Raw genomic sequence first — 19,950 nt, forward strand, 5'->3', positions numbered from 1 at the left:
ACCCGTCAGACCTCTTCGACGCTGCTCGGCTCGCGCCGGGACAGGTCGATACCGAGCTCCTCCGCCGCGCGGAAGACGTCCTCGTCGGTGTCCCGCATCTCGATGGACATGCCGTCCGAGGACAGCACCTCCACGTTGAGGCAGAGGGACTGCATCTCCTTGATGAGCACCTTGAAGGACTCGGGGATGCCGGGCTCGGGGATGTTCTCGCCCTTGACGATCGCCTCGTAGACCTTCACGCGGCCGGTGACGTCGTCGGACTTGATGGTCAGCAGCTCCTGGAGGGCGTACGCGGCGCCATAAGCCTCCAGCGCCCACACCTCCATCTCACCGAAGCGCTGGCCACCGAACTGAGCCTTACCACCCAGCGGCTGCTGGGTGATCATGGAGTACGGACCGGTCGAACGGGCGTGCAGCTTGTCGTCGACCAGGTGGTGGAGCTTGAGGATGTACATGTACCCGACCGAGATCGGGTCCGGGAACGGCTCGCCGGAGCGGCCGTCGAACAGCCGGGCCTTGCCGGACGGGAGCACCATGCGCTCGCCGTCGCGGTTGGGCACGGTGTGCTCGAACAGACCGGCCAGCTCGTCCTCGCGGGCACCGTCGAAGACCGGGGTCGCGACGTTGGTGCCCGGGGCGACCTCGTCGGCGCCGATGGCCTTGAGGCGCTCCATCCACTCCTCGCTGCCCTCGACGTTCCAGCCCTGGCTGGCGAGCCAGCCGAGGTGGATCTCGAGGACCTGTCCCGGGTTCATTCGGGACGGGACACCCAGCGGGTTGAGGATGATGTCGACCGGGGTGCCGTCCTCAAGGAACGGCATGTCCTCGACCGGCAGGATCTTGGAGATGACGCCCTTGTTGCCGTGACGGCCGGCGAGCTTGTCACCGTCGGTGATCTTGCGCTTCTGGGCGACGTAGACGCGGACCAGCTGGTTCACGCCCGGAGGAAGCTCGTCGCCCTCCTCGCGGTCGAAGACGCGGACGCCGATGACCTTGCCGATCTCGCCGTGCGGGACCTTCAGCGAGGTGTCACGGACCTCGCGCGCCTTCTCACCGAAGATCGCGCGGAGCAGGCGCTCCTCGGGGGTCAGCTCGGTCTCACCCTTCGGGGTGACCTTGCCGACGAGGATGTCGCCGCCGATGACCTCGGCACCGATCCGGATGATGCCGCGCTCGTCGAGGTCGGAGAGGACCTCCTCGGAGACGTTCGGGATGTCCCGGGTGATCTCCTCCGGGCCGAGCTTGGTGTCACGGGCGTCGACCTCGTGCTCCTCGATGTGGATCGAGGAGAGGACGTCGTCCTGCACGAGGCGCTGCGACAGGATGATCGCGTCCTCGTAGTTGTGACCCTCCCACGGCATGAACGCGACGAGCAGGTTCTTGCCGAGCGCCATCTCACCGTTCTCGGTGGACGGACCGTCGGCGAGCACCTGGCCGGCGACGACGCGGGCGCCCTCGTCGACGACGACCTTCTGGTTGAAGGACGTGCCCTGGTTCGAGCGGGAGAACTTCGCGACGCGGTACGTGTTGTACGTGCCGTCGTCGTTGGCGACCGTGACGTAGTCCGCGGAGATCTCCTGGACCACGCCGTCCTTCTCGGCCTTGATGACGTCACCGGCGTCGACCGCGCAGCGGTACTCCATGCCGGTGCCGACCAGCGGCGCCTCCGCCTTGATCAGCGGAACGGCCTGGCGCATCATGTTCGATCCCATGAGCGCGCGGTTGGCGTCGTCGTGCTCGAGGAACGGGATCATCGCGGTCGCGACCGACACCATCTGGCGCGGGGAGACGTCCATGTAGTCGACGTCGTCGCCGGCGATGTAGTCGATCTCGCCGCCACGGCGGCGGACCAGGACGCGGGCCTCGGCGTAGCGCATGTCCTCGGTGAGGGGCGCGTTCGCCTGGGCGATGACGAAGCGGTCCTCTTCGTCGGCGGTCAGGTAGTCGACGTCGTCGGTGACGACGCCGTTGACGACCTTGCGGTACGGGGTCTCGACGAAACCGAACGCGTTGACGCGGCCGTAGGACGCGAGCGAGCCGATCAGACCGATGTTCGGGCCTTCGGGGGTCTCGATCGGGCACATGCGGCCGTAGTGCGACGGGTGGACGTCTCGGACCTCGAAGCCGGCCCGCTCACGGGAGAGACCGCCCGGACCCAGCGCCGACAGACGGCGCTTGTGGGTCAGACCCGACAGCGGGTTGGTCTGGTCCATGAACTGGGACAGCTGGCTGGTGCCGAAGAACTCCTTGATGGAGGCGACGACCGGCCGGATGTTGATCAGGGTCTGCGGCGTGATCGCCTCGACGTCCTGGGTGGTCATCCGCTCGCGGACGACGCGCTCCATACGAGCCAGACCCGTGCGGACCTGGTTCTGGATGAGCTCGCCGACGTTGCGCAGACGACGGTTGCCGAAGTGGTCGATGTCATCGGTCTCGACGACGATCGAGGTGCCGTTCTCGCCGAGCGTCTCCTGCTCGCCGGCGTGCAGCTTCACCAGGTACTTGATCGTCGCGATGACGTCGTCGACGGTGAGCACACCGGCGTCGAGCGGGGCGTCGGCGCCCAGCTTCTTGTTGACCTTGTAGCGGCCGACCTTGGCCAGGTCGTAGCGCTTCGGGTTGAAGTAGAGGTTCTCGAGCAGCGTCTGCGCGGCCTCACGCGTGGGCGGCTCGCCCGGACGCAGCTTGCGGTAGATGTCGAGCAGCGCGTCGTCCTGGCCCTGGGTGTGGTCCTTCTCCAGGGTGGCGCGCATGGACTCGTACTCGCCGAACTCCTCGAGGATCTGCTCGGTCGTCCAGCCGAGAGCCTTGAGCAGCACGGTGACGGACTGCTTGCGCTTGCGGTCGATGCGGACGCCGACCATGTCGCGCTTGTCGACCTCCATCTCCAGCCAGGCACCCCGGGACGGGATGATCTTGGCGGTGAAGATGTCCTTGTCGGACGTCTTGTCGATGGCGGAGTCGAAGTAGACACCGGGCGAACGGACCAGCTGCGAGACGACGACACGCTCGGTGCCGTTGATGCAGAAGGTGCCCTTGGGCGTCATGAGCGGGAAGTCGCCCATGAAGACCGTCTGGGACTTGATCTCGCCGGTCTCGTTGTTGGTGAACTCGGCGGTGACGAAGAGCGGGGCCGCGTACGTGAAGTCGCGCTCCTTGCACTCGTCGATCGAGTTCTTCGGAGGCTCGAAACGGTGGTCACGGAACGTCAGCGACATCGACCCGGAGAAGTCCTCGATCGGGGAGATCTCCTCGAAGATCTCCTCCAGACCGGACTTGGTGGGGACGTCCTGACCAGACTCCAGCGCAGCCTCGACGCGAGCCTTCCAGGCGGCGTTGCCGAGCAGCCAGTCGAAGCTCTCGGTCTGCAGCGCAAGGAGGTTCGGAACCTCGAGAGGCTCCTTGATCTTCGCAAATGAGATGCGCAGCGGGGCAGTGCTGGCGCCGTTGTTCGTATTGGCGGTCGAGGCGTTGCGCGAGGCGGCCAAGAGGGGGTCCTTCCGAGGGCTCGGACTCACTACGCGCGTACCGGTCCCACCCCGTGCTTCGACAGAGAACCCCAGGTCAGAGGGGATTCATCGAGGATGCTCGGCAGTGGGCATGCCCCTGGTGACGGGCAGGGAGCAGCTAACAGGCAGCGCAAAGGGTCAGTGTAGCCACTTGGCCCACTGATGTCCAGAGCGGATGTCGCGAGACCGGTGCGATACCAATCTCTCCCTCCGGGATCCTGTTGTCCTTGCCTGTCCGAGCCTGTCTTGGGCCCGCCTGAGCCCTGTCCGAGCCTGCCCGACGCGCCCGGTGCGCCGGGGGCTCCACCCGCCGGCCGCGCCCGGAAGCGCAGGACGATACTTCCCTCTCCGCCGGCGTTCCATGCCTCGGACGGTGCCTCGAATGGAACTTCGGTCCGAACCGGCCCCAAGCGGCCGCCGGACCGGCGGAGTTCCGAAAGTCACCGCGTCCCGAGAATTGCGCGCGGCGTCCCGTTCGTCAAGGCCCTCCGGCTGCCGAGCGGCCCTGACCGGCCCGTAACAGCCAAGGTCGGGCCACTGCTCCGGGGCAACAAAGATCACCATACTCGTCTCCGGGACCCGGCGCTGCAGCCCTCCCGGGTACGCCGAAGGGCGACCACCCGCATGGGTGATCGCCCTTGGCGTCGAGAGGTACGTCAGACGTACGTCAGAGGGGAGTCCAGAGGACCCCGTGAGGTCACTTGACCTCGACGGAGGCGCCGGCGCCCTTGAGGGCCTCGGCGGCCTTCTCGGCGGCGTCCTTGGCGACCTTCTCGAGGACGGGCTTCGGGGTGCCGTCGACGAGGTCCTTGGCCTCCTTCAGGCCGAGGGAGGTCAGCTCACGCACGACCTTGATGACCTGGATCTTCTTGTCGCCGGCGCCGGTGAGGATGACGTCGAACTCGTCCTTCTCCTCGACGGCCTCGGCGGCGGCGCCACCAGCGACACCGGCGACCATGACCGGCGCGGCGGCGGCGGCGGTGACGTCGAACTTCTCCTCGAACGCGGCAACGAAGCCGGCGAGCTCGATGAGGGTCATCTCCTCGAACTGCGCGAGCAGCTCGTCCTGGGACAGCTTCGCCATGATGGCGGTCCTTCCACTAAATCGGCAGGTGCCGGGATGTACATGTCGGCGGGCGTACGGCCCGCTGCGACCGGTGCCGGGTGGCGCCGGTCAATGCGCGAGCCGAATTACTCGGCACCGCCCTGCTCGGCGAGCTTGGCGCGCAGCGCGTCCGCGGTGCGGACGAACTTCGTCGGCAGCGCCTGGAAGAGCGAGGCAGCCTGCGACTGCTTGCCCTTCATGGCACCGGCCAGCTTGCTGAGCAGAACCTCGCGGGACTCGAGGTCCGCAAGCTTCTTGATCTCATCGGCGGACAGCGCCTTGCCGTCAAGGACACCGCCCTTGATGATGAGATTCGGGTTGTCCTTGGCGAAGTCACGCAGACCCTTCGCCGACGCCACCGGGTCACCGGTGATGAAGGCGACGGCCGTCGGGCCAGCGAAGAGCTGGTCCTCCAGCGTGATCCCGGCCTCACCAGCCGCGATCTTGGTCAGCGTGTTCTTCACCACGGCGTACTGCGCGTTCTCACCGAGCGAACGGCGCAGCGTCTTGAGCTGCGCCACGGTGAGACCGCGGTACTCGGTCAGCACGGCGGCGTTGGAGCTGCGGAACTTGTCCGTCAGCTCGGCAACCGCGGCGGACTTGTCGGGCCTCGCCATGAGCCTCGGCCTCCTTCCGGGTGAATAGGACCGCATAGACGCGAGAAGGGACCTGGGCAAAACGAAACGCCCCGGCGCGGGCGCTCGGGGCGTGACTCGACCACATGAACAAGAAGTCCACACGGGAGTTCAACCACAGTCACCTGCGCAGGTCGCCCGCAGCTAGCGGATCCTTCGGCCACCACACCTCCGGATGGAGGCGCAGCAACGACCAGCGGTCTTTGGCTTCTGGTTGAGAGTACGTGACCGGGCCGCCGTCAAGCAAATCGCGTCGGCGGCGGTCCCCGGTCCGGCCGCGGAGATCAGGCCGCGGGCTCCTTCTTGGCGTCCGCCATCGGGTCCATGACGTCACCGGCCGGCGGCGCCTCGACCTCGACCGGCTTGTTGTAGTCGAGGAACTTGATGGTCAGGTCCAGCGGACCCTTCCCCGTGGCGGACCGCATGCGGAACTGCTTGGTGTGGTCCTGGCCGTCGATCCACATGTCCATCGCGAACTTGTCGACGCCGAGCTTCTCGAAGCCCTTGAGCTTGGCCTCCTGGCGCTCCCTGGCGGCCGCGTCCTTCTGCGCCAGTTTCTCGCGCATCTGGGCGATGGTGACGGTGCCCTTGTAGTGGGTCGTCCGCACCCCGTCGACGGTCTCCTCGCCGACCTTCGTGAGGTCCTTCGACGCGTTCATGGAGGCGGAGTCCTCCATGGGGTTCTGCCGGGCCTGGCCGCCCATCCCGAACGGGTTGTCCGCGCCGCCGGGGCCCTTGCCGGCACCCACGTTCGGGAGCTTGATCCAGCTCTTGCCGCCGCTCTGCTGCCCCTTGGCGCTGAGGTAAATGGCGCCGTCGACGAGGCGGAGTTCCATTTCCCCGCTCTCGTCCGGGGAAGATCCCTTGGCCTTCATCCTCATCTGCATGGCCAGGGGCTTCATGTTCATCGACGCCGTGGCCTCGATGTGCCCGTTCTCGGGCATGTCGCCGCTCATCGAGTACCGCAGCGACGTGATCGTCTCGTTCTTCTTCGTGGCCCGTTCCACGGCCGCCGCGAACGAGGCGTCCACCGGCTTCTGCGCGGACTTCCCGGCCGCCTCGGAGCTCTTCTTCGCGTCGTCGGAGGAATCCGAGGAGCAGGCGGCCGTACCGCACAGCAGGGCACCGGCGAGCAGGGCTCCGGCGGCCTTCCGGTGGATGTTCTTCATGATCTTTTCCCCAGTGGGCATGGCGATTTCTTTCGCAAAACTTTGCGAACTCCGGTGACAATACCCTTTGGCGGAGCGAAGGCGACACACGATTGACGGCCCCCGTTCCCGGGGTGGGGAACGGGGGCCGTCGAAATGCCCTGCGGGGAGAATCAGCCGGTATTACGCACCGGCGCCCGGGCCGGCGGCGGAGCCGTCCTTCAGGCCCTTCATCATCTCCATGAGGTCGAGGGTCTCACCGGCGGGCGGCGCCTGGACGTCGGCCTTGGCGCCGTAGTCCTTGTAGTCCGCGGTGATCTTCATCTTGCCCTGCGCGCTGTCCATGCCCATGAGCATCCGGACCGGCAGGTCCTGGTCGTTGAGCCAGAACTCCAGGTCGTAGCCCTTGATGCCGGCCTTCTTGATGCCGTCGAGCATCTGCTGGCGGTCCTTGGGGTCCAGGAGCTTGGTGGACTCGTTGCCCTTCATCATCTCCTCGACGGTCAGCGTGCCCTTGTAGTGCCGGGCGTCGACGCCGTTGACCTTCTCCGAGCCGAGGTTCTTGAGGTTGGGCGAGTCGAGCAGGACGGCCATCTGCTTGGACGGGTCCTGGTTCATGTTGTCCATGTTCCCCGTGAGCTGCTTCTGCAGGGCGGGGTTGCCGGACTCCTTGGCGGCCGCGGCCAAGTCGATCTTCATCCACTTCTTGCCGCGCATTTCGGCGGGGGCGGATTCCATGGACTTGGCCGGCATCTGCATGTACATCACGTTGTTCACCATGACCATGCGGGTGGCGCCCGGGCCGTCCTTGCCCTCCATCGCCGCACCGCTCACGGTCATATCGGCCACCGTGGGGTTCCAGCCCGTGACGCCGTCGATCACCATCGGCCCGGAAGGCGCGTCCTTCATCGCCGCCGTCGGCATTTCCATGGTCATGTGGACCTTGGCCGACTTCGCCGCGCTGGTCTTCTTGAACGCCGCCTGCAGGGCCTCGACGGGGCTCCGGCCGTCGTTCTTCGGCTCGCTCTTCGACTGGCTCTGCGGCGCGCTCTTGTCGTCCTTCTTGTCATCGGAGTCACACGCGACGGCACCGACGAGAATCGCGGCGGCGGAAAGCGAGATGCCGACGCGACGGATCGTGGACTTGGACATATCCCCCACCTTTTTGGAGACCTCTTGCACGTTCGTTCGCACGACGATAACGCAGCGGTCGGACAAGGGGACGCGGGGGAACGGGAAAGAGGCCGGCCCCCGCACCCGGAACGGATGCGGGGGCCGGCCCCTGAACACACGCGGTCACACGCGGTGCGAGAACGTCTCTCAGACGGTCTCGTCCTCGACGAGGAGGTTGCGGGTGCGGTTCGGGTCCACCGGGATGCCGGGGCCCATGGTGGTCGACAGGGTCGCCTTCTTGACGTAGCGGCCCTTGGCGGCGGACGGCTTGAGGCGGAGGATCTCCTCGAGCGCGGCGCTGTAGTTCTCGATCAGCGACTTCTCGTCGAACGACGTCTTGCCGATGATGAAGTGCAGGTTCGCGTGCTTGTCGACACGGAACTCGATCTTGCCGCCCTTGATCTCGGTCACGGCCTTGGCCGTGTCCGGGTGACCGTGCCGGTCTTCGGGTTCGGCATCAGACCACGGGGACCGAGCACGCGGCCGAGGCGGCCGACCTTGCCCATGAGGTCCGGGGTGGCGACGACGGCGTCGAAGTCCAGACGGCCCTTGGCGACCTCGTCGATGAGCTCGTCGGCGCCGACGATGTCGGCGCCCGCGGCACGCGCGGCCTCGGCACGGTCGCCGGTCGCGAAGACCAGGACCCGGGCGGTCTTACCGGTGCCGTGCGGAAGGTTCACGGTGCCACGGACCATCTGGTCCGCCTTGCGCGGGTCGACGCCCAGACGCAGGGCGACCTCGACGGTGCTGTCGAACTTGGTGCCGGAGGTGTCCTTCGCCAGACGGACGGCCTCGAGCGGGGCGTACAGGCGCTCCCGGTCGATCTTCGCGTCCGCGTTGCGAAGAGTCTTGCTGCGCTTCACTGAAACTCCTCAGTGGTGAATGGAGTCGTGGTGCGGGCCAGCGCTGGCCCTTCCACGGGTGCCTTGATGGGCGGGGACGATCAGCCCTCGACCGTGATGCCCATGGAACGGGCGGTGCCGGCGATGATCTTCTCGGCGGCGTCCAGGTCGTTGGCGTTCAGGTCGGGCATCTTGGTGGTGGCGATGTCACGGACCTGGTCGCGCGTGATCTTGGCGACCTTGGTCTTGTGCGGCTCGCCGGAGCCCTTGTCCACGCCCGCGGCCTTGAGGATCAGCTTCGCGGCCGGCGGAGTCTTGGTGACGAAGGTGAAGGAACGGTCCTCGTAGACCGTGATCTCCACCGGCACGACCATGCCACGCTGCGACTCGGTCGCGGCGTTGTAGGCCTTGCAGAACTCCATGATGTTGACGCCGTGCTGACCCAGCGCGGGGCCGACCGGCGGAGCCGGGTTGGCCGCACCGGCCTGGATCTGGAGCTTGATAAGCCCCGTGACCTTCTTCTTCTTGGGAGGCATTGCTCTCTCCGGGTCCTAGTGAGAGTTTTCTGCCCACGACACACTGCGCGCAGGCATACCGCACCACGATAACGGGTAACGTGGCCGGCCCAAAAACCGAGAGGTCAGGCCGCCCCTCGCGGGGCGACCCGACCTGTTCGGAAGCGTACGGCCAGAAGATCAGTTCTTCTGGATCTGGTCGAAGCTCAGCTCGACCGGGGTCTCGCGGCCGAAGATCTCGACGAGGCCCTTGACCTTCTTCGAGTCGGCGTTGATCTCGTTGATCGTCGCCTGGAGCGTCGCGAACGGGCCGTCGGTGACGGTGACCGAGTCGCCGACCTCGAAGTCCAGCACCTGGACCTCGAGCTTGCGGCTGGGGGCCGGACGGCCCTCGGCCTCGGCGGCCTCCTTGGCGGCCTTCTCCTCGGCCTCCGGGGCGAGCATCTTGACGATCTCGTCCAGGGTCAGCGGGTACGGGTCGTAGGCGTTGCCCACGAAGCCGGTGACGCCCGGGGTGTTGCGGACGACGCCCCACGACTCGTTCGTCAGGTCCATGCGCACCAGGACGTAGCCGGGGAGCTTGTTCTGGCGGACGGTGCGGCGGTCGCCGTTCTTGATCTGGACGACCTCTTCCTGCGGCACCTCGGCCTGGAAGATGTAGTCCTCGACGTTCAGCGAGACGGCGCGCTGCTCGAGGTTGGTCTTCACGCGGTTCTCGTAACCGGCGTAGGTGTGGATGACGTACCACTCGCCGGGCAGACCGCGCAGCTCCTCGCGGAGCGCGGCGACGGGGTCCACCGGAGCGGCTTCCTCGGCGGGCTCGGCCTCGGCGGCCTCCTCGGCCTCTTCCGCGTCGGCGTCGGCTTCGGCGGAAACCGCGTCCGCGCCGGCCTCCTCGGCACCCTCGGTGTCGGCGGCGGGCTCGCGCCCGGCGTCGTCAGCGGTCGCAGCGTCGCCCTCGACCTCGGCCGAGACAGCCGCGTCCACGTCGGCCTCTGCCGCCTCGACGGGCTCGACGGCGTCGTTCAGGTTCGGGTCAGACACGTGGCTGCTTCTTCCTGGCTTCAAGGGGTGGAACGTGCGAAAAGGCGGCTCTCCGGAACCCTCCCGGAGGCGACCGCCTTGGCGCGCGGGCGGGCTCAGCCGAAGACGTACTTGACGGCGTTGCTGAACCCATAGTCAATCACGGTCACGAGACCAATGACGATGACGACGAAGACGATCACCACGGAGGTGTACGTCGAAAGCTGGCCGCGCGTGGGCCAGACGACCTTGCGGAGCTCCGCGACGACCTGGCGGTAGAACAGCGCCATGCGCCCGAGCGGGCCCTTCTTGCCGCGCTTGCCGCCGCGGCGCTTCTTGACGGCGACCTCGTCCTCGGGACGACCGCTCTCAGGCGTCGCGGTGGAGCCAAGGGCTTCCGTCACTACGTCCTCACCTGAATCCGGGTCGTGGCCGTGCCGCGCCCGGTGGAGCCGCACGGCGGTGCATCAGTGCGTACGCACGCACCTCGGTGACGATGCGTGTAGCAGGGCCGAAGGGACTTGAACCCCCAACCGCTGGTTTTGGAGACCAGTGCTCTACCAATTGAGCTACGACCCTTTGTGGTTCCCCCAACGTACCGCATCCGCTCGACCGCACGATGTGTCCGGTACGGATTCGCCTGTGAGGGGCCAACGACGCATGAGTGTACGTGGTTCGGGGGCCGCCGTCGAACAGATACCGCCGCCGTCGTGGGAAAAGCTCCGGAATCCGGGATTCCGTACGGCCTCCGGGCAGGCGCTCGGCCGCTCCGTGGACCGCCCGTACCGTTCCGTGGAACCACCGCTCCCGGTGCCCGCCGGTTCTGCGACGATGCCTGTATGACCGATGCCACCGCTCCCTTCCCCGCCGCTCAGGCACCCACCGACCGCCGGGTCTCCACCCGCATCGGGTCGATCTCCGAGTCCGCGACGCTCGCCGTGGACGCCAAGGCCAAGGCCCTCAAGGCGGCCGGGCGCCCGGTGATCGGCTTCGGCGCGGGCGAGCCCGACTTCCCCACCCCGGACTACATCGTCGAGGCCGCCGTCGAGGCGTGCCGCGACCCCAGGAACCACCGCTACACCCCGGCCGGCGGCCTCCCCGAGCTGAAGGCCGCCATCGCCGCCAAGACGCTGCGCGACTCGGGCTACGAGGTCGAGGCGTCCCAGGTGCTCGTCACCAACGGCGGCAAGCAGGCCATCTACGAGGCGTTCGCGGCGATTCTCGACCCGGGTGACGAGGTGATCGTCCCGGCGCCGTACTGGACCACGTACCCCGAGTCCATCCGCCTCGCGGGCGGTGTGCCGGTGGACGTCGTGGCCGACGAGACGACCGGCTACCGGGTCTCCGTCGAGCAGCTGGAGGCGGCCCGCACCGAGCGCACCAAGGTGCTGCTGTTCGTCTCCCCCTCCAACCCGACCGGCGCGGTCTACCCGCGCGCCCAGGTCGAGGAGATCGGCCGCTGGGCCGCGGAGCACGGCCTGTGGGTGCTGACGGACGAGATCTACGAGCACCTCGTCTACGGCGACGCCGAGTTCGCGTCGCTGCCGGTGGTGGTGCCGGAGCTGCGTGACAAGTGCGTCGTGGTCAACGGCGTCGCCAAGACGTACGCCATGACGGGCTGGCGCGTGGGGTGGGTCATCGGCCCGCAGGACGTGGTGAAGGCGGCGACCAACCTCCACTCGCACGCCACCTCCAACGTGAGCAACGTCGCGCAGCGCGCAGCGCTGGCCGCCGTCGCCGGCGACCTGAAGGCCGTCGAGGAGATGAAGACCGCCTTCGACCGCCGCCGTCGGACGATGGTGCGCATGCTCAACGAGATCGAGGGCGTCGTCTGCCCGGAGCCGGAGGGCGCGTTCTACGCCTACCCGTCGGTCAAGGCGCTGCTCGGCAAGGAGATCCGCGGCAGGCGGCCGGCCACCTCGGTGGAGCTGGCGGCGCTGATCCTGGAGGAGGCCGAGGTCGCGGTCGTCCCGGGCGAGGCGTTCGGCACGCCGGGCTACCTGCGGCTGTCGTACGCGCTGGGCGACGAGGACCTGGCGGAGGGCGTCTCCCGGATCCAGAAGCTGCTGGCCGAGGCGCGCGACTGACGCGGCGGGCACGAGGGAGGCCCGGGCACCGGGCCCCCTCGTTCTCCCTTTCGGACCCTTCCCCGATCAGGGACGATCAGGGAAACGCCTTCCGGACGCCGGGGTCGATGCGGCAGGATCCACAGATGGAGAACGTTCGTGACGTCCGTCTGCTGCCGAAGGCCCACCTGCACCTGCACTTCACCGGCTCGATGCGGCCGGGGACGCTGCTGGAGCTGGCCGACAAGTACGGCGTGCACCTGCCGGAGGCGCTGAGCGGCGGCGAGCCCCCCAGATTGCGGGCGACGGACGAACGCGGCTGGTTCCGCTTCCAGCGGCTCTACGACATCGCGCGCTCCTGCCTGCGCACCCCCGACGACATCCGGCGGCTGGTGCGCGAGGCCGCCGAGGAGGACGTCCGGGACGGCTCCGGGTGGCTGGAGATCCAGGTCGACCCCACCTCGTACGCGCCCCGGCTGGGCGGCCTGATCCCCGCACTGGAGGTCATCCTGGACGCGGTGGAGACCGCGTCCCGCGACACCGGCCTGGGGATACGGGTCCTGGTGGCCGCGAACCGGATGAAGCACCCCCTGGACGCCCGCACCCTGGCCCGGCTGGCGGTGCGCTACGCCGGCAAGGGCGTGGTCGGCTTCGGCCTCTCCAACGACGAGCGGCGCGGCTTCGCCCGGGACTTCGACCGGGCCTTCGAGATCGCCCGGGAGGGCGGCCTGCTGGCCGCGCCGCACGGCGGCGAGCTGGCGGGCCCGGCGAGCGTCCGCGACTGCCTCGACGACCTGCGCGCCGGCCGGGTGGGCCACGGCGTACGGGCCGCCGAGGACCCGCGCCTGCTGCGCAAGCTGGCGGACCGGGGCGTGACGTGCGAGGTCTGCCCGTCGTCGAACGTGGCCCTCGGCGTCTACGAGAAACCCGCGGACGTCCCACTGCGCACCCTCTTCGAGGCCGGCGTCCCCATGGCCCTCGGCGCCGACGACCCCCTCCTCTTCGGCTCCCGCCTGGCCGCCCAGTACGAGCTGGCCCGCGAGCACCACGGCTTCACGGACGAGGAACTGGCGGAACTGGCCCGCCAGTCGATCCGGGGTCGGTGGCGCCGGGGGATGTGAAGGGACGGTTGCTGGCGGGGGTGGAGGCGTGGCTGACCAGCCCGTCAGGCGCTTGAGCACGTCGGCCCACTCCAGCCCGTCCGGCGTTTGAGGACAACCGCGCGGAGCGCGGTTTCGGGGGTGCGGGGGCGCAGCCCCTGCGAGAAACGGCGAATGGGGGCGCCCCCTCTGGGGGAGGGACAGGGGCAACCCCCTCTCCCGCCCCAGCCCTACGGGGCTAAAGGCTGACGCCGACCGTCACCGGCTCGTTCACCAAGGTCACCCCGAAAGCCTCCCGGACCCCGTCCCGAACCTCCCGGGCCAGCGCCAGCAGATCCTCCGTCGTGGCCGACCCCCGGTTCGTCAGGGCGAGCGTGTGCTTCGTGGAGATCCGCGCGGGCCCGGACCCGTACCCCTTCCCGAACCCCGCCTTGTCGATCAGCCAGGCGGCGGACGTCTTCACCAGCCCGTCCCCCGCCGGGTAGGCCGGCGGGACGACGTCCGCCCCGAGCCGCTCCGCCGCCCGCACGAGGAAGGCCGCGTGCTGCGAAGCCGTGAGCACGGGGTTGGTGAAGAACGACCCGGCGGACCAGGTGTCGTGGTCCTCGGGGTCGAGCACCATGCCCTTGCCGGCGCGCAGCCGCAGCACGGTCTCGCGGGCGACGGCGGCGGGGACGCGGTCCCCGGCCTCGACGCCGAGGGCGCGGGCCGTCTCGGGGTACTTGATGGGGGCGGAGAGCCCGCCCGCGTCCTCCAGGGCGAAGCGGACGCGGAGGACGACGTGGCGGGTGGGGTCCTCCTTGAAGCGGCTGTGCCGGTAGGAGAAGCCGCACTCGGCGTTGGGCAGGACGACGGTCTCGCCGGTCCGGCGGTCGTAGGCGACGACCTCGGTGATGACGGAGGAGACCTCCTGGCCGTAGGCGCCCACGTTCTGGATCGGGGTGGCGCCGGCCGAGCCGGGGATGCCGGCCATGCACTCGATGCCGGCGAGCCCGGCCTCGACGGTGCGGGCGACGGCGTCGGACCAGTTCTCGCCGGCGGCGAGCTCCAGGTCGGTGCCCCGGAGCGAGAATCCGGCGGTGGCGATGCGCAGGGCCGTGCCGCGGAAACCCGAGTCGGAGATCACGAGGTTGCTGCCGCCGCCGATGATCAGCAGCGGCGTCCCGGACGCGTCCGCCTCCCGCACGGTCGCGATCACTTCCTCGTCGGTGACGGCCGTGACCAGACGGGTCGCGGGGCCACCGAGACGGAAGGTGGTCAGGGGGGCGAGGGGGGTGTCGTGGAGTTCCTGCACGGCGACAAGGGTACGGGGACGCGCCGCAGGGGCCCGGCCCGGCCTCGCTCGGTTCGGGGCCGGTGCTCCGGCCTGGCCGGCCCGGGTCGGCTCACCCGCGGGTGCGGTGCGCCGCACTCTCGCCCTCGTGTCCCTATGGGAAGGCCGGGGAGGCCGCGCGAGGATCAGGGGCTCCCCCAGGCGCCGGGGAGGCGCCGGCGGCTCGGGCGATGACGCGGTCGTCGGTTCACGCGGCGGCGAACGAGCACGCCGGTCCACGGGTGCGGCGGCCGCCAGGCGCGTCCGCCGCGACGTGGGAGCGCCCGGCCGCCGTCGCGCGCGGCCCGGCGCTCCCACCTGGACGGAGGGTTACCGGCCGGCCGGCACGGTCGCCCGCCCGTCCGCGCCTTCCGCCGCCTTCACCGTGGCCGCCCCCACGGCCGCGGGCCGCCCGCGCCGCGGGATGAGGGCGGCCGCCACCGCAGCGAGGGCGACGCCCGCGGCGCCGATCCACAGCGCGGGCGTGGTGCCGTCCACGACCGCCTGGGGCGACCCGAACCCGCCGCGGGCGGAGAAGACCGAGCCGAGGACGGCGACCCCGAACGCCCCGCCGACCTCGCGCAGCGCGCTGTTCGTGCCGGAGGCGATGCCCTGTTCGGCCGGACCCACCGAGGACATGGCGAGCGCCGAGGAGGGGGCGAAGAAGAGGGCCATGCCCACGCCGTTGAGCATCAGGGCGGGCAGTTGGACCGCGTAGGAGAGGTCGGCGGCGAGGACCAGGGCGTAGTAGGCGAGCCCGGCCGCCTGGAGGGCGAGGCCCCAGACGACCACGATGCGCCCGCCGACGCGGTCGGCGAGCCGGCCCGCGAGCGGGGCGACGATCAGCGACATCCCGGTCCAGGGCAGCATGCGCAGGCCCGCCTCGGTGGGCGAGTAGCCGCCGACGCCCTGCAGGAACTGGCTGAGCAGGAAGATCGAGCCGAACATGCCGAAGAACATCAGCAGCCCGGCCGCGTTCACACCGGCGAAGGCCCGGTTGCGGAAGAGGCGCATGGGCAGCATGGGCTTGTGGTGGGTGATGCCGTGCCGGACGAAGGCGGCGAGCAGTAGCGTTCCCGCGACCAGTCCGGTGAGCACCCGGCCGCCTGTCCAGCCGTACGTGTTGACGTTGACGACGGCGAAGACGACGCCGAAGAGGCCGCCGCTGACGAGGACCGTGCCGAGGATGTCGAGCCGGGCGTCCGGCGTGCGGGACTCGGCGACGCGGTAGCGGACGAGCGGGAGGAGGAGCAGCCCGATCGGGACGTTGAGCCAGAAGATCCAGTGCCAGGAGATGTTCTCGGTGAGTCCGCCGCCGATGAGCGGGCCGGTGGCGACCGCGAGACCGTTGACGGCACCCCAGATGCCGAACGCCGTGCCGCGCCGTTCGGGCGGGGTGGCGGCGGTCAGCAGGGTGAGGCTCAGCGGCGTCATGATCGCGGCGCCGACGCCCTGGACGGCCCGGAAGGCGATGAGCGCGTCGATGCCGGACGACAGCGCGGCGGCCGCGGAGGCGGCGGTGAACAGGGCGATGCCGATGCCGAAGAACCTGCGGCGGCCGAACCGGTCGCCGAGCGCGGCGCCGAACATCAGCAGGACGGCGTAGGTGAGCGTGTAGGCGCTGACCGTCCATTCGAGGTCTTCGAGCGAGCCGCCGAGGTCCCGGCGGATGGTCGGCAGCGCGGTGGTGACGACGAGGTTGTCGAGCGCGGCCATGAAGCCGGCCGCGCCCGAGACGACGAGGGCCCAGACGGCGCGTCGTGAGGGTTGCTGTTCCATTTCTCCCCCTGCTTATTTATCGGTCACTAACTTCCGTCGGCAAAAGAAAGCCGGCCCGGCGGGCCGGCGGGAGCCGGTGGCTTCCAGGGTCAGTCCTGATCGCAGGGCAGCCCGTCCCACACCCGGTGTTCGGGCGGGAAGCCCAGCGAGACCAGGGAGTTGATGAGCATCCCGTGCGCCATGAACCGGGCCGCCTGTTCCGGATCGCCCCCAGGGCGAGGCGGACCTGGTCGTCGAGCCGCTCCCAGCTCGCCCGGATCGGGCGGCCGAACTCGGTGTCGCCGGCCGCCTCGGCGGAGGCGACGGCGACGCACATCTGCAGGAGCATCAGCAGCGTCTCCTTGTCGCGGGCGATGAGACGGTCGTACGCCTGGCCCATCGCCTTCGCGACGCCCTCCGGCGGCACGCCGTCGGCGGCCTCCCGGAAGGCGTGCGCGATCTTCTCCTGGCACGCGTCGACCGCCGCGAGGAAGATCGCCTGCTTGCCCGGGAAGAGGCGGAAGAGGTACGGCTGCGACACGCCCACCCGGCGGGCGATCGTCTCCGTCGAGGTGCCGTGGTAGCCGCCGCGGGCGAACTCGGCAACCGCCGCCCGGACGACGCTCTCGCGCCGCTCCTCCGCGCTCATCCTGACCATGAAGAGGAGATTAGTGGTCGATAACTAACTTCGCAAGGTCAAAGCCGGGCGGCCCCAGGACGGCGGACACCGGCCCCGGGACCGCCCCGAAGACCTCAGGCCAGCCGCACGACGGCCCGCGGCATGCCGAGCACCCGCTGCCCCGCGCTGCGCACCAGCAGGTCCACGCGCACGGTCCGCGCCTCGCCGTCCAGCTTGGCCGCGACCTTGCCGCTGACCTCGATGACCGCGCCCTCGTCGTCGTCCGGGACGACGACCGGCTTGGTGAAGCGGACCCCGTACTCGGCCACCGCGCCCGGGTCGCCCGCCCAGTCGGTGACCACGCGGACCGCCTCGGCCATGGTGAACATGCCGTGCGCGATCACGTCCGGCAGCCCGACCTCCTTGGCGAACCGCTCGTTCCAGTGGATCGGGTTGAAGTCGCCCGAGGCGCCCGCGTAGCGCACCAGCGTGGCGCGGTTCACGGGGAACTCGCGCGCCGGCAGCTCCGTGCCGACCTCGACGTCGTCGTAGGAGACCTTGGCGGCCATCACGCTTCCCCTTCCACGGCAGCCTCGGGACCGCGGGCCACCAGCATCGTGTGGGCGGTCACCACGTGCTCCCCGAGCTCGTCGTGCACGTCGCCCCGGATGGTCAGCAGGTCGTTGCCCGCCATCGACTTGATCGCCTCGATGGTGGAGGTGACCGTCAGCCGGTCGCCGGCGCGGACCGGGCGGGTGTACGTGAACTTCTGGTCGCCGTGGACGACGCGGCTGTAGTCCAGCCCCAGCTGCGGGTCCTCGATCACCTGGCCGGCGGCCCGGTACGTGATGGCGAACACAAAGGTCGGCGGGGCGATCACATCCGGGTGACCGAGCGCCTTGGCGGCCTCGGCGTCGGTGTACGCCGGGTTCTCGTCGCCGATGGCCTCGGCGAATTCACGGATCTTCTCGCGGCCGACCTCGTAAGGGGCGGTGGCCGGATAGGTCCGTCCGACGAAGGACTGGTCGAGCGCCATCGGCTCGGCACCTCCTGGGTGTGGATACGCCATGAGGCCGCCCCCAGGAACCGGGGACGGCCTCATGAACGACTGTGCGTTATCGCGTTTCGCGGTGCGCGGTGTGCGCGTTGCAACGCGGGCAGTGCTTCTTCATCTCAAGTCGGTCCGGGTCATTGCGCCGGTTCTTCTTGGTGATGTAGTTCCGCTCCTTGCACTCCACGCAGGCCAGCGTGATCTTCGGGCGGACGTCGGTGGCAGCCACGTGAGTGCTCCTTGACGGATGGACGGATGGAACGCAGACAAGAGTAGCCGATCGGAGGACCGACCCCGCAATCGGCTACTGTGGGTAGCGGCGACCGGACTTGAACCGGTGACACAGCGATTATGAGCCGCTTGCTCTACCGACTGAGCTACGCCGCTTTGATGCGGGGGGCGCCTCCCCGTCCGAAGACGGGAAGACCCCTCACACCAGAGCCCCAAAACGGAATCGAACCGTTGACCTTCTCCTTACCATGGAGACGCTCTGCCGACTGAGCTATTGGGGCGAGCGAGGAAGACATTACACGCTCTGCGGCCGAAGGTGAAATCCGTACCGGAGCACCCCCGGGCGGAGGCCCCGGGCGGTGTCCGGCGCCGGTCCGGCAGCCCGCGCCACGGCCGCGCACCCCCGCCCCACCGGCCGCGACGCGCCCCCTCGCGGCCGCACCGGAACGCCTTCACCGGTACGACTATTGGCCGCGCGCCGCAGCCTGCTCGAACCCGCTCCCCCCGCGGCCTAGGCTCGGGATCACGCTGCGCGAATGCCCCGGACCGTAGGGAGCGCGATGCCCGACAACCAGCAGCCGCAGCCCGCGAGGAACCCCGACGGCGACGCCGGCTCCCCGCCCGGCTCCCCGGGCGGCGGCGGTCCCGGCGAGAAGCCCCTGGTGCTCCGCGGCGCCCACCTCGCCGACGGCCGGGTGGTGGACGTCCGGCTGAGCGGCGGACGCGTCGAGGCCGTCGGCACGACGGGCAGCCTCGCCCCCGGCGTCCGCTGCGACCTCGACGGCTACCTGCTGCTGCCGGCCCCCGCCGAACCGCACGCGCACGGCGACACCGCGCTGACCGCCGACCTCGCGGGCCCGGTCCCGGACGGCGTCGAGGACGTCCAGCGGCGCGCCACCGAGGCGGCGCTGCTCCAGCTCGGCCACGGCGCCACCGCCGTCCGCTCGCACGTGCGCGTCGGCGACGTGCACGGCCTGCGGGCACTGGAGGGCGTCCTGGCCGCCCGTCGCGTCCTGCGCGACCTCACCGACCTCACGGCCGTCGCCGTCCCCAGGCTGCTCACCGGCCTCGCCGGCGCCGACGGTCTCGCCATGCTCCGGGACGCGGTCAAGATGGGCGCCACCGCCGTCGGCGGCTGCCCCGACCTGGACCCGGATCCGACCGGCTACGTGGAGGCCGTCCTCCGGATCGCCGCCGAGCACGGCTGCGCCGTGGACCTGCACACCGACGCCGACGACCCGCCCCGGCTGGCCAGGATCGCCGCGATGGCCGGCGGCCTGCGCCCGGCCGTCACCCTCGGCCCGTGCGGCGGCCTGGCCCGGCTCCCCCGGGAGACCGCCGTCCGGGCCGCCGAGCAACTGGCCGCCGCCGGTGTGACGGTGGTCTGCCTGCCGCAGGGTGACTGCGGGGCCACCGCCCGCAGCCGCTACCGCGTCTCGCACGCCGCGCCCGTACGGCTGCTGCGCGCCGCCGGCGTACGGGTCGCGGCCGGCAGCGGCGCGGTCCGGGACGCCGCCAACCCGGTCGGCCGCGGCGACCCGCTGGAGGCCGCGTTCCTGCTCGCCTCCCGCGGCGAACTGCCCCCCGACCAGGCGTACGACGCGGTGAGCGGACGGGCGCGGGAGGCGATGGGGCTGCCGGAGGTCCGGGTCGAGGCCGGGTTCCCGGCCGAGCTGCTGGCGATCCGCGGGGACGGAGTGGCGGGGGTGTTGTCGCTGGGCTACAGCCGACTGGTGGTGCACCGGGGACGGGTGGTGTCGCGGACGAGCGCCGTCCGCGAGTACCGGCACTCGGCGGGGGCGCCCGCCCTGGAGCTGCCCCGGCAGGCGCCGCGCGGGGGCGAACCCTCCTCCTGAACCCCGC

15 protein-coding genes, 3 tRNA genes and 3 pseudogenes are annotated in these 19,950 nt (G+C 70.0%); 3 read left to right on the top strand and 18 right to left on the bottom strand.

What is annotated here, in order from left to right:
• Positions 1 to 5: 5 nt before the first annotated feature.
• The 10 genes and pseudogenes from rpoB to ACQEVS_RS15245 all read right to left on the bottom strand — a co-directional run bounded on the left by rpoB (position 6) and on the right by ACQEVS_RS15245 (position 10,529).
• On the bottom strand, positions 6 to 3,488 hold the full coding sequence (gene rpoB, locus ACQEVS_RS15200) for a DNA-directed RNA polymerase subunit beta (protein ID WP_433020636.1): 3,483 nt from the start codon (positions 3,486 to 3,488) through the stop codon (positions 6 to 8).
• Positions 3,489 to 4,206: 718 nt separating this feature from the next.
• Positions 4,207 to 4,593 (bottom strand): 50S ribosomal protein L7/L12, encoded by a 387-nt coding sequence (rplL, locus tag ACQEVS_RS15205; protein WP_433020638.1) that lies wholly within the window; start codon positions 4,591 to 4,593, stop codon positions 4,207 to 4,209.
• 107 nt (positions 4,594 to 4,700) lie between these two features.
• Positions 4,701 to 5,231 carry a 50S ribosomal protein L10 gene (gene rplJ / locus ACQEVS_RS15210; protein WP_185943931.1) on the bottom strand — a complete coding sequence of 177 codons (531 nt, stop codon included), beginning with the start codon at positions 5,229 to 5,231 and terminating at the stop codon, positions 4,701 to 4,703.
• Between the two features lie 302 nt (positions 5,232 to 5,533).
• Positions 5,534 to 6,439, bottom strand: a complete 906-nt coding sequence (locus ACQEVS_RS15215; protein WP_433020641.1) for a DUF1396 domain-containing protein — start codon at positions 6,437 to 6,439, stop codon at positions 5,534 to 5,536.
• A gap of 141 nt (positions 6,440 to 6,580) precedes the next feature.
• A complete protein-coding gene (locus ACQEVS_RS15220; RefSeq protein WP_433020643.1) occupies positions 6,581 to 7,549 on the bottom strand; it encodes a hypothetical protein in 969 nt (322 codons plus the stop codon).
• 168 nt (positions 7,550 to 7,717) lie between these two features.
• Positions 7,718 to 8,433: pseudogene (gene rplA / locus ACQEVS_RS15225) on the bottom strand (50S ribosomal protein L1).
• Between the two features lie 80 nt (positions 8,434 to 8,513).
• The gene (gene rplK / locus ACQEVS_RS15230; RefSeq protein WP_004941595.1) at positions 8,514 to 8,948 is read right to left on the bottom strand and encodes a 50S ribosomal protein L11; all 435 of its coding nucleotides are present in this window, start codon (positions 8,946 to 8,948) and stop codon (positions 8,514 to 8,516) included.
• Positions 8,949 to 9,107: 159 nt separating this feature from the next.
• Positions 9,108 to 9,971, bottom strand: coding sequence for a transcription termination/antitermination protein NusG (gene nusG / locus ACQEVS_RS15235; protein ID WP_433020645.1), 864 nt, complete (start codon positions 9,969 to 9,971; stop codon positions 9,108 to 9,110).
• 95 nt (positions 9,972 to 10,066) lie between these two features.
• A complete protein-coding gene (gene secE / locus ACQEVS_RS15240; RefSeq protein WP_004941601.1) occupies positions 10,067 to 10,354 on the bottom strand; it encodes a preprotein translocase subunit SecE in 288 nt (95 codons plus the stop codon).
• A 102-nt stretch (positions 10,355 to 10,456) separates the two neighbouring features.
• Positions 10,457 to 10,529, bottom strand: a tRNA-Trp gene (locus ACQEVS_RS15245).
• Positions 10,530 to 10,789: 260 nt separating this feature from the next.
• On the opposite strand from ACQEVS_RS15245, the gene ACQEVS_RS15250 reads away from it, so the two are divergent.
• The gene (locus ACQEVS_RS15250) at positions 10,790 to 12,037 is read left to right on the top strand and encodes a pyridoxal phosphate-dependent aminotransferase (RefSeq protein ID WP_433020648.1); all 1,248 of its coding nucleotides are present in this window, start codon (positions 10,790 to 10,792) and stop codon (positions 12,035 to 12,037) included.
• 125 nt (positions 12,038 to 12,162) lie between these two features.
• Positions 12,163 to 13,193 (top strand): annotated as a pseudogene (locus ACQEVS_RS15255) (adenosine deaminase).
• A 161-nt stretch (positions 13,194 to 13,354) separates the two neighbouring features.
• Here the strand turns inward: ACQEVS_RS15255 and ACQEVS_RS15260 are convergent.
• From ACQEVS_RS15260 to ACQEVS_RS15295, 8 genes and pseudogenes are all read right to left on the bottom strand, one after another.
• On the bottom strand, positions 13,355 to 14,410 hold the full coding sequence (locus ACQEVS_RS15260; RefSeq protein WP_433020650.1) for a UDP-N-acetylmuramate dehydrogenase: 1,056 nt from the start codon (positions 14,408 to 14,410) through the stop codon (positions 13,355 to 13,357).
• A gap of 348 nt (positions 14,411 to 14,758) precedes the next feature.
• Positions 14,759 to 16,207: an MFS transporter gene (locus ACQEVS_RS15265; RefSeq protein WP_433020652.1), complete on the bottom strand. Its 1,449-nt coding sequence runs from the start codon at positions 16,205 to 16,207 to the stop codon at positions 14,759 to 14,761.
• Positions 16,208 to 16,296: 89 nt separating this feature from the next.
• Positions 16,297 to 16,844, bottom strand: a pseudogene (locus ACQEVS_RS15270) (TetR/AcrR family transcriptional regulator).
• Positions 16,845 to 16,939: 95 nt separating this feature from the next.
• The gene (locus ACQEVS_RS15275; RefSeq protein WP_433020654.1) at positions 16,940 to 17,374 is read right to left on the bottom strand and encodes a MaoC family dehydratase; all 435 of its coding nucleotides are present in this window, start codon (positions 17,372 to 17,374) and stop codon (positions 16,940 to 16,942) included.
• A complete protein-coding gene (locus ACQEVS_RS15280; protein WP_433020657.1) occupies positions 17,374 to 17,841 on the bottom strand; it encodes an FAS1-like dehydratase domain-containing protein in 468 nt (155 codons plus the stop codon). Before ACQEVS_RS15280 ends, ACQEVS_RS15275 begins: the two co-directional genes overlap by 1 nt.
• A gap of 79 nt (positions 17,842 to 17,920) precedes the next feature.
• A complete protein-coding gene (gene rpmG, locus ACQEVS_RS15285) occupies positions 17,921 to 18,085 on the bottom strand; it encodes a 50S ribosomal protein L33 (RefSeq protein WP_004571794.1) in 165 nt (54 codons plus the stop codon).
• A gap of 85 nt (positions 18,086 to 18,170) precedes the next feature.
• Positions 18,171 to 18,243: transfer RNA gene (locus ACQEVS_RS15290), tRNA-Met, on the bottom strand.
• Between the two features lie 52 nt (positions 18,244 to 18,295).
• A tRNA-Thr gene (locus tag ACQEVS_RS15295) sits at positions 18,296 to 18,368 on the bottom strand.
• Between the two features lie 279 nt (positions 18,369 to 18,647).
• Between ACQEVS_RS15295 and ACQEVS_RS15300 the strand changes: the two genes are divergently transcribed.
• Positions 18,648 to 19,943: an amidohydrolase family protein gene (locus ACQEVS_RS15300; RefSeq protein WP_433020662.1), complete on the top strand. Its 1,296-nt coding sequence runs from the start codon at positions 18,648 to 18,650 to the stop codon at positions 19,941 to 19,943.
• The last annotated feature ends 7 nt before the right edge of the window (positions 19,944 to 19,950 follow it).

Source organism: Streptomyces sp. CA-181903 (assembly GCF_050937075.1).
In the GTDB taxonomy this organism is placed as follows: Bacteria; Actinomycetota; Actinomycetes; order Streptomycetales; family Streptomycetaceae; genus Streptomyces.

Bases quoted from the DNA above. Each gene is read 5' to 3' on its own strand.
- ACQEVS_RS15275 (WP_433020654.1), bottom strand. From the start codon at position 17,374: ATGGCCGCCAAGGTCTCCTACGACGACGTCGAGGTCGGCACGGAGCTG.
- ACQEVS_RS15215 (WP_433020641.1), bottom strand. From the start codon at position 6,439: ATGCCCACTGGGGAAAAGATCATGAAGAACATCCACCGGAAGGCCGCC.
- rplL (WP_433020638.1), bottom strand. From the start codon at position 4,593: ATGGCGAAGCTGTCCCAGGACGAGCTGCTCGCGCAGTTCGAGGAGATG.
- rplK (WP_004941595.1), bottom strand. From the start codon at position 8,948: ATGCCTCCCAAGAAGAAGAAGGTCACGGGGCTTATCAAGCTCCAGATC.
- ACQEVS_RS15220 (WP_433020643.1), bottom strand. From the start codon at position 7,549: ATGTCCAAGTCCACGATCCGTCGCGTCGGCATCTCGCTTTCCGCCGCC.
- ACQEVS_RS15300 (WP_433020662.1), top strand. From the start codon at position 18,648: ATGCCCGACAACCAGCAGCCGCAGCCCGCGAGGAACCCCGACGGCGAC.
- ACQEVS_RS15250 (WP_433020648.1), top strand. From the start codon at position 10,790: ATGACCGATGCCACCGCTCCCTTCCCCGCCGCTCAGGCACCCACCGAC.
- ACQEVS_RS15280 (WP_433020657.1), bottom strand. From the start codon at position 17,841: ATGGCGCTCGACCAGTCCTTCGTCGGACGGACCTATCCGGCCACCGCC.
- ACQEVS_RS15265 (WP_433020652.1), bottom strand. From the start codon at position 16,207: ATGGAACAGCAACCCTCACGACGCGCCGTCTGGGCCCTCGTCGTCTCG.
- rplJ (WP_185943931.1), bottom strand. From the start codon at position 5,231: ATGGCGAGGCCCGACAAGTCCGCCGCGGTTGCCGAGCTGACGGACAAG.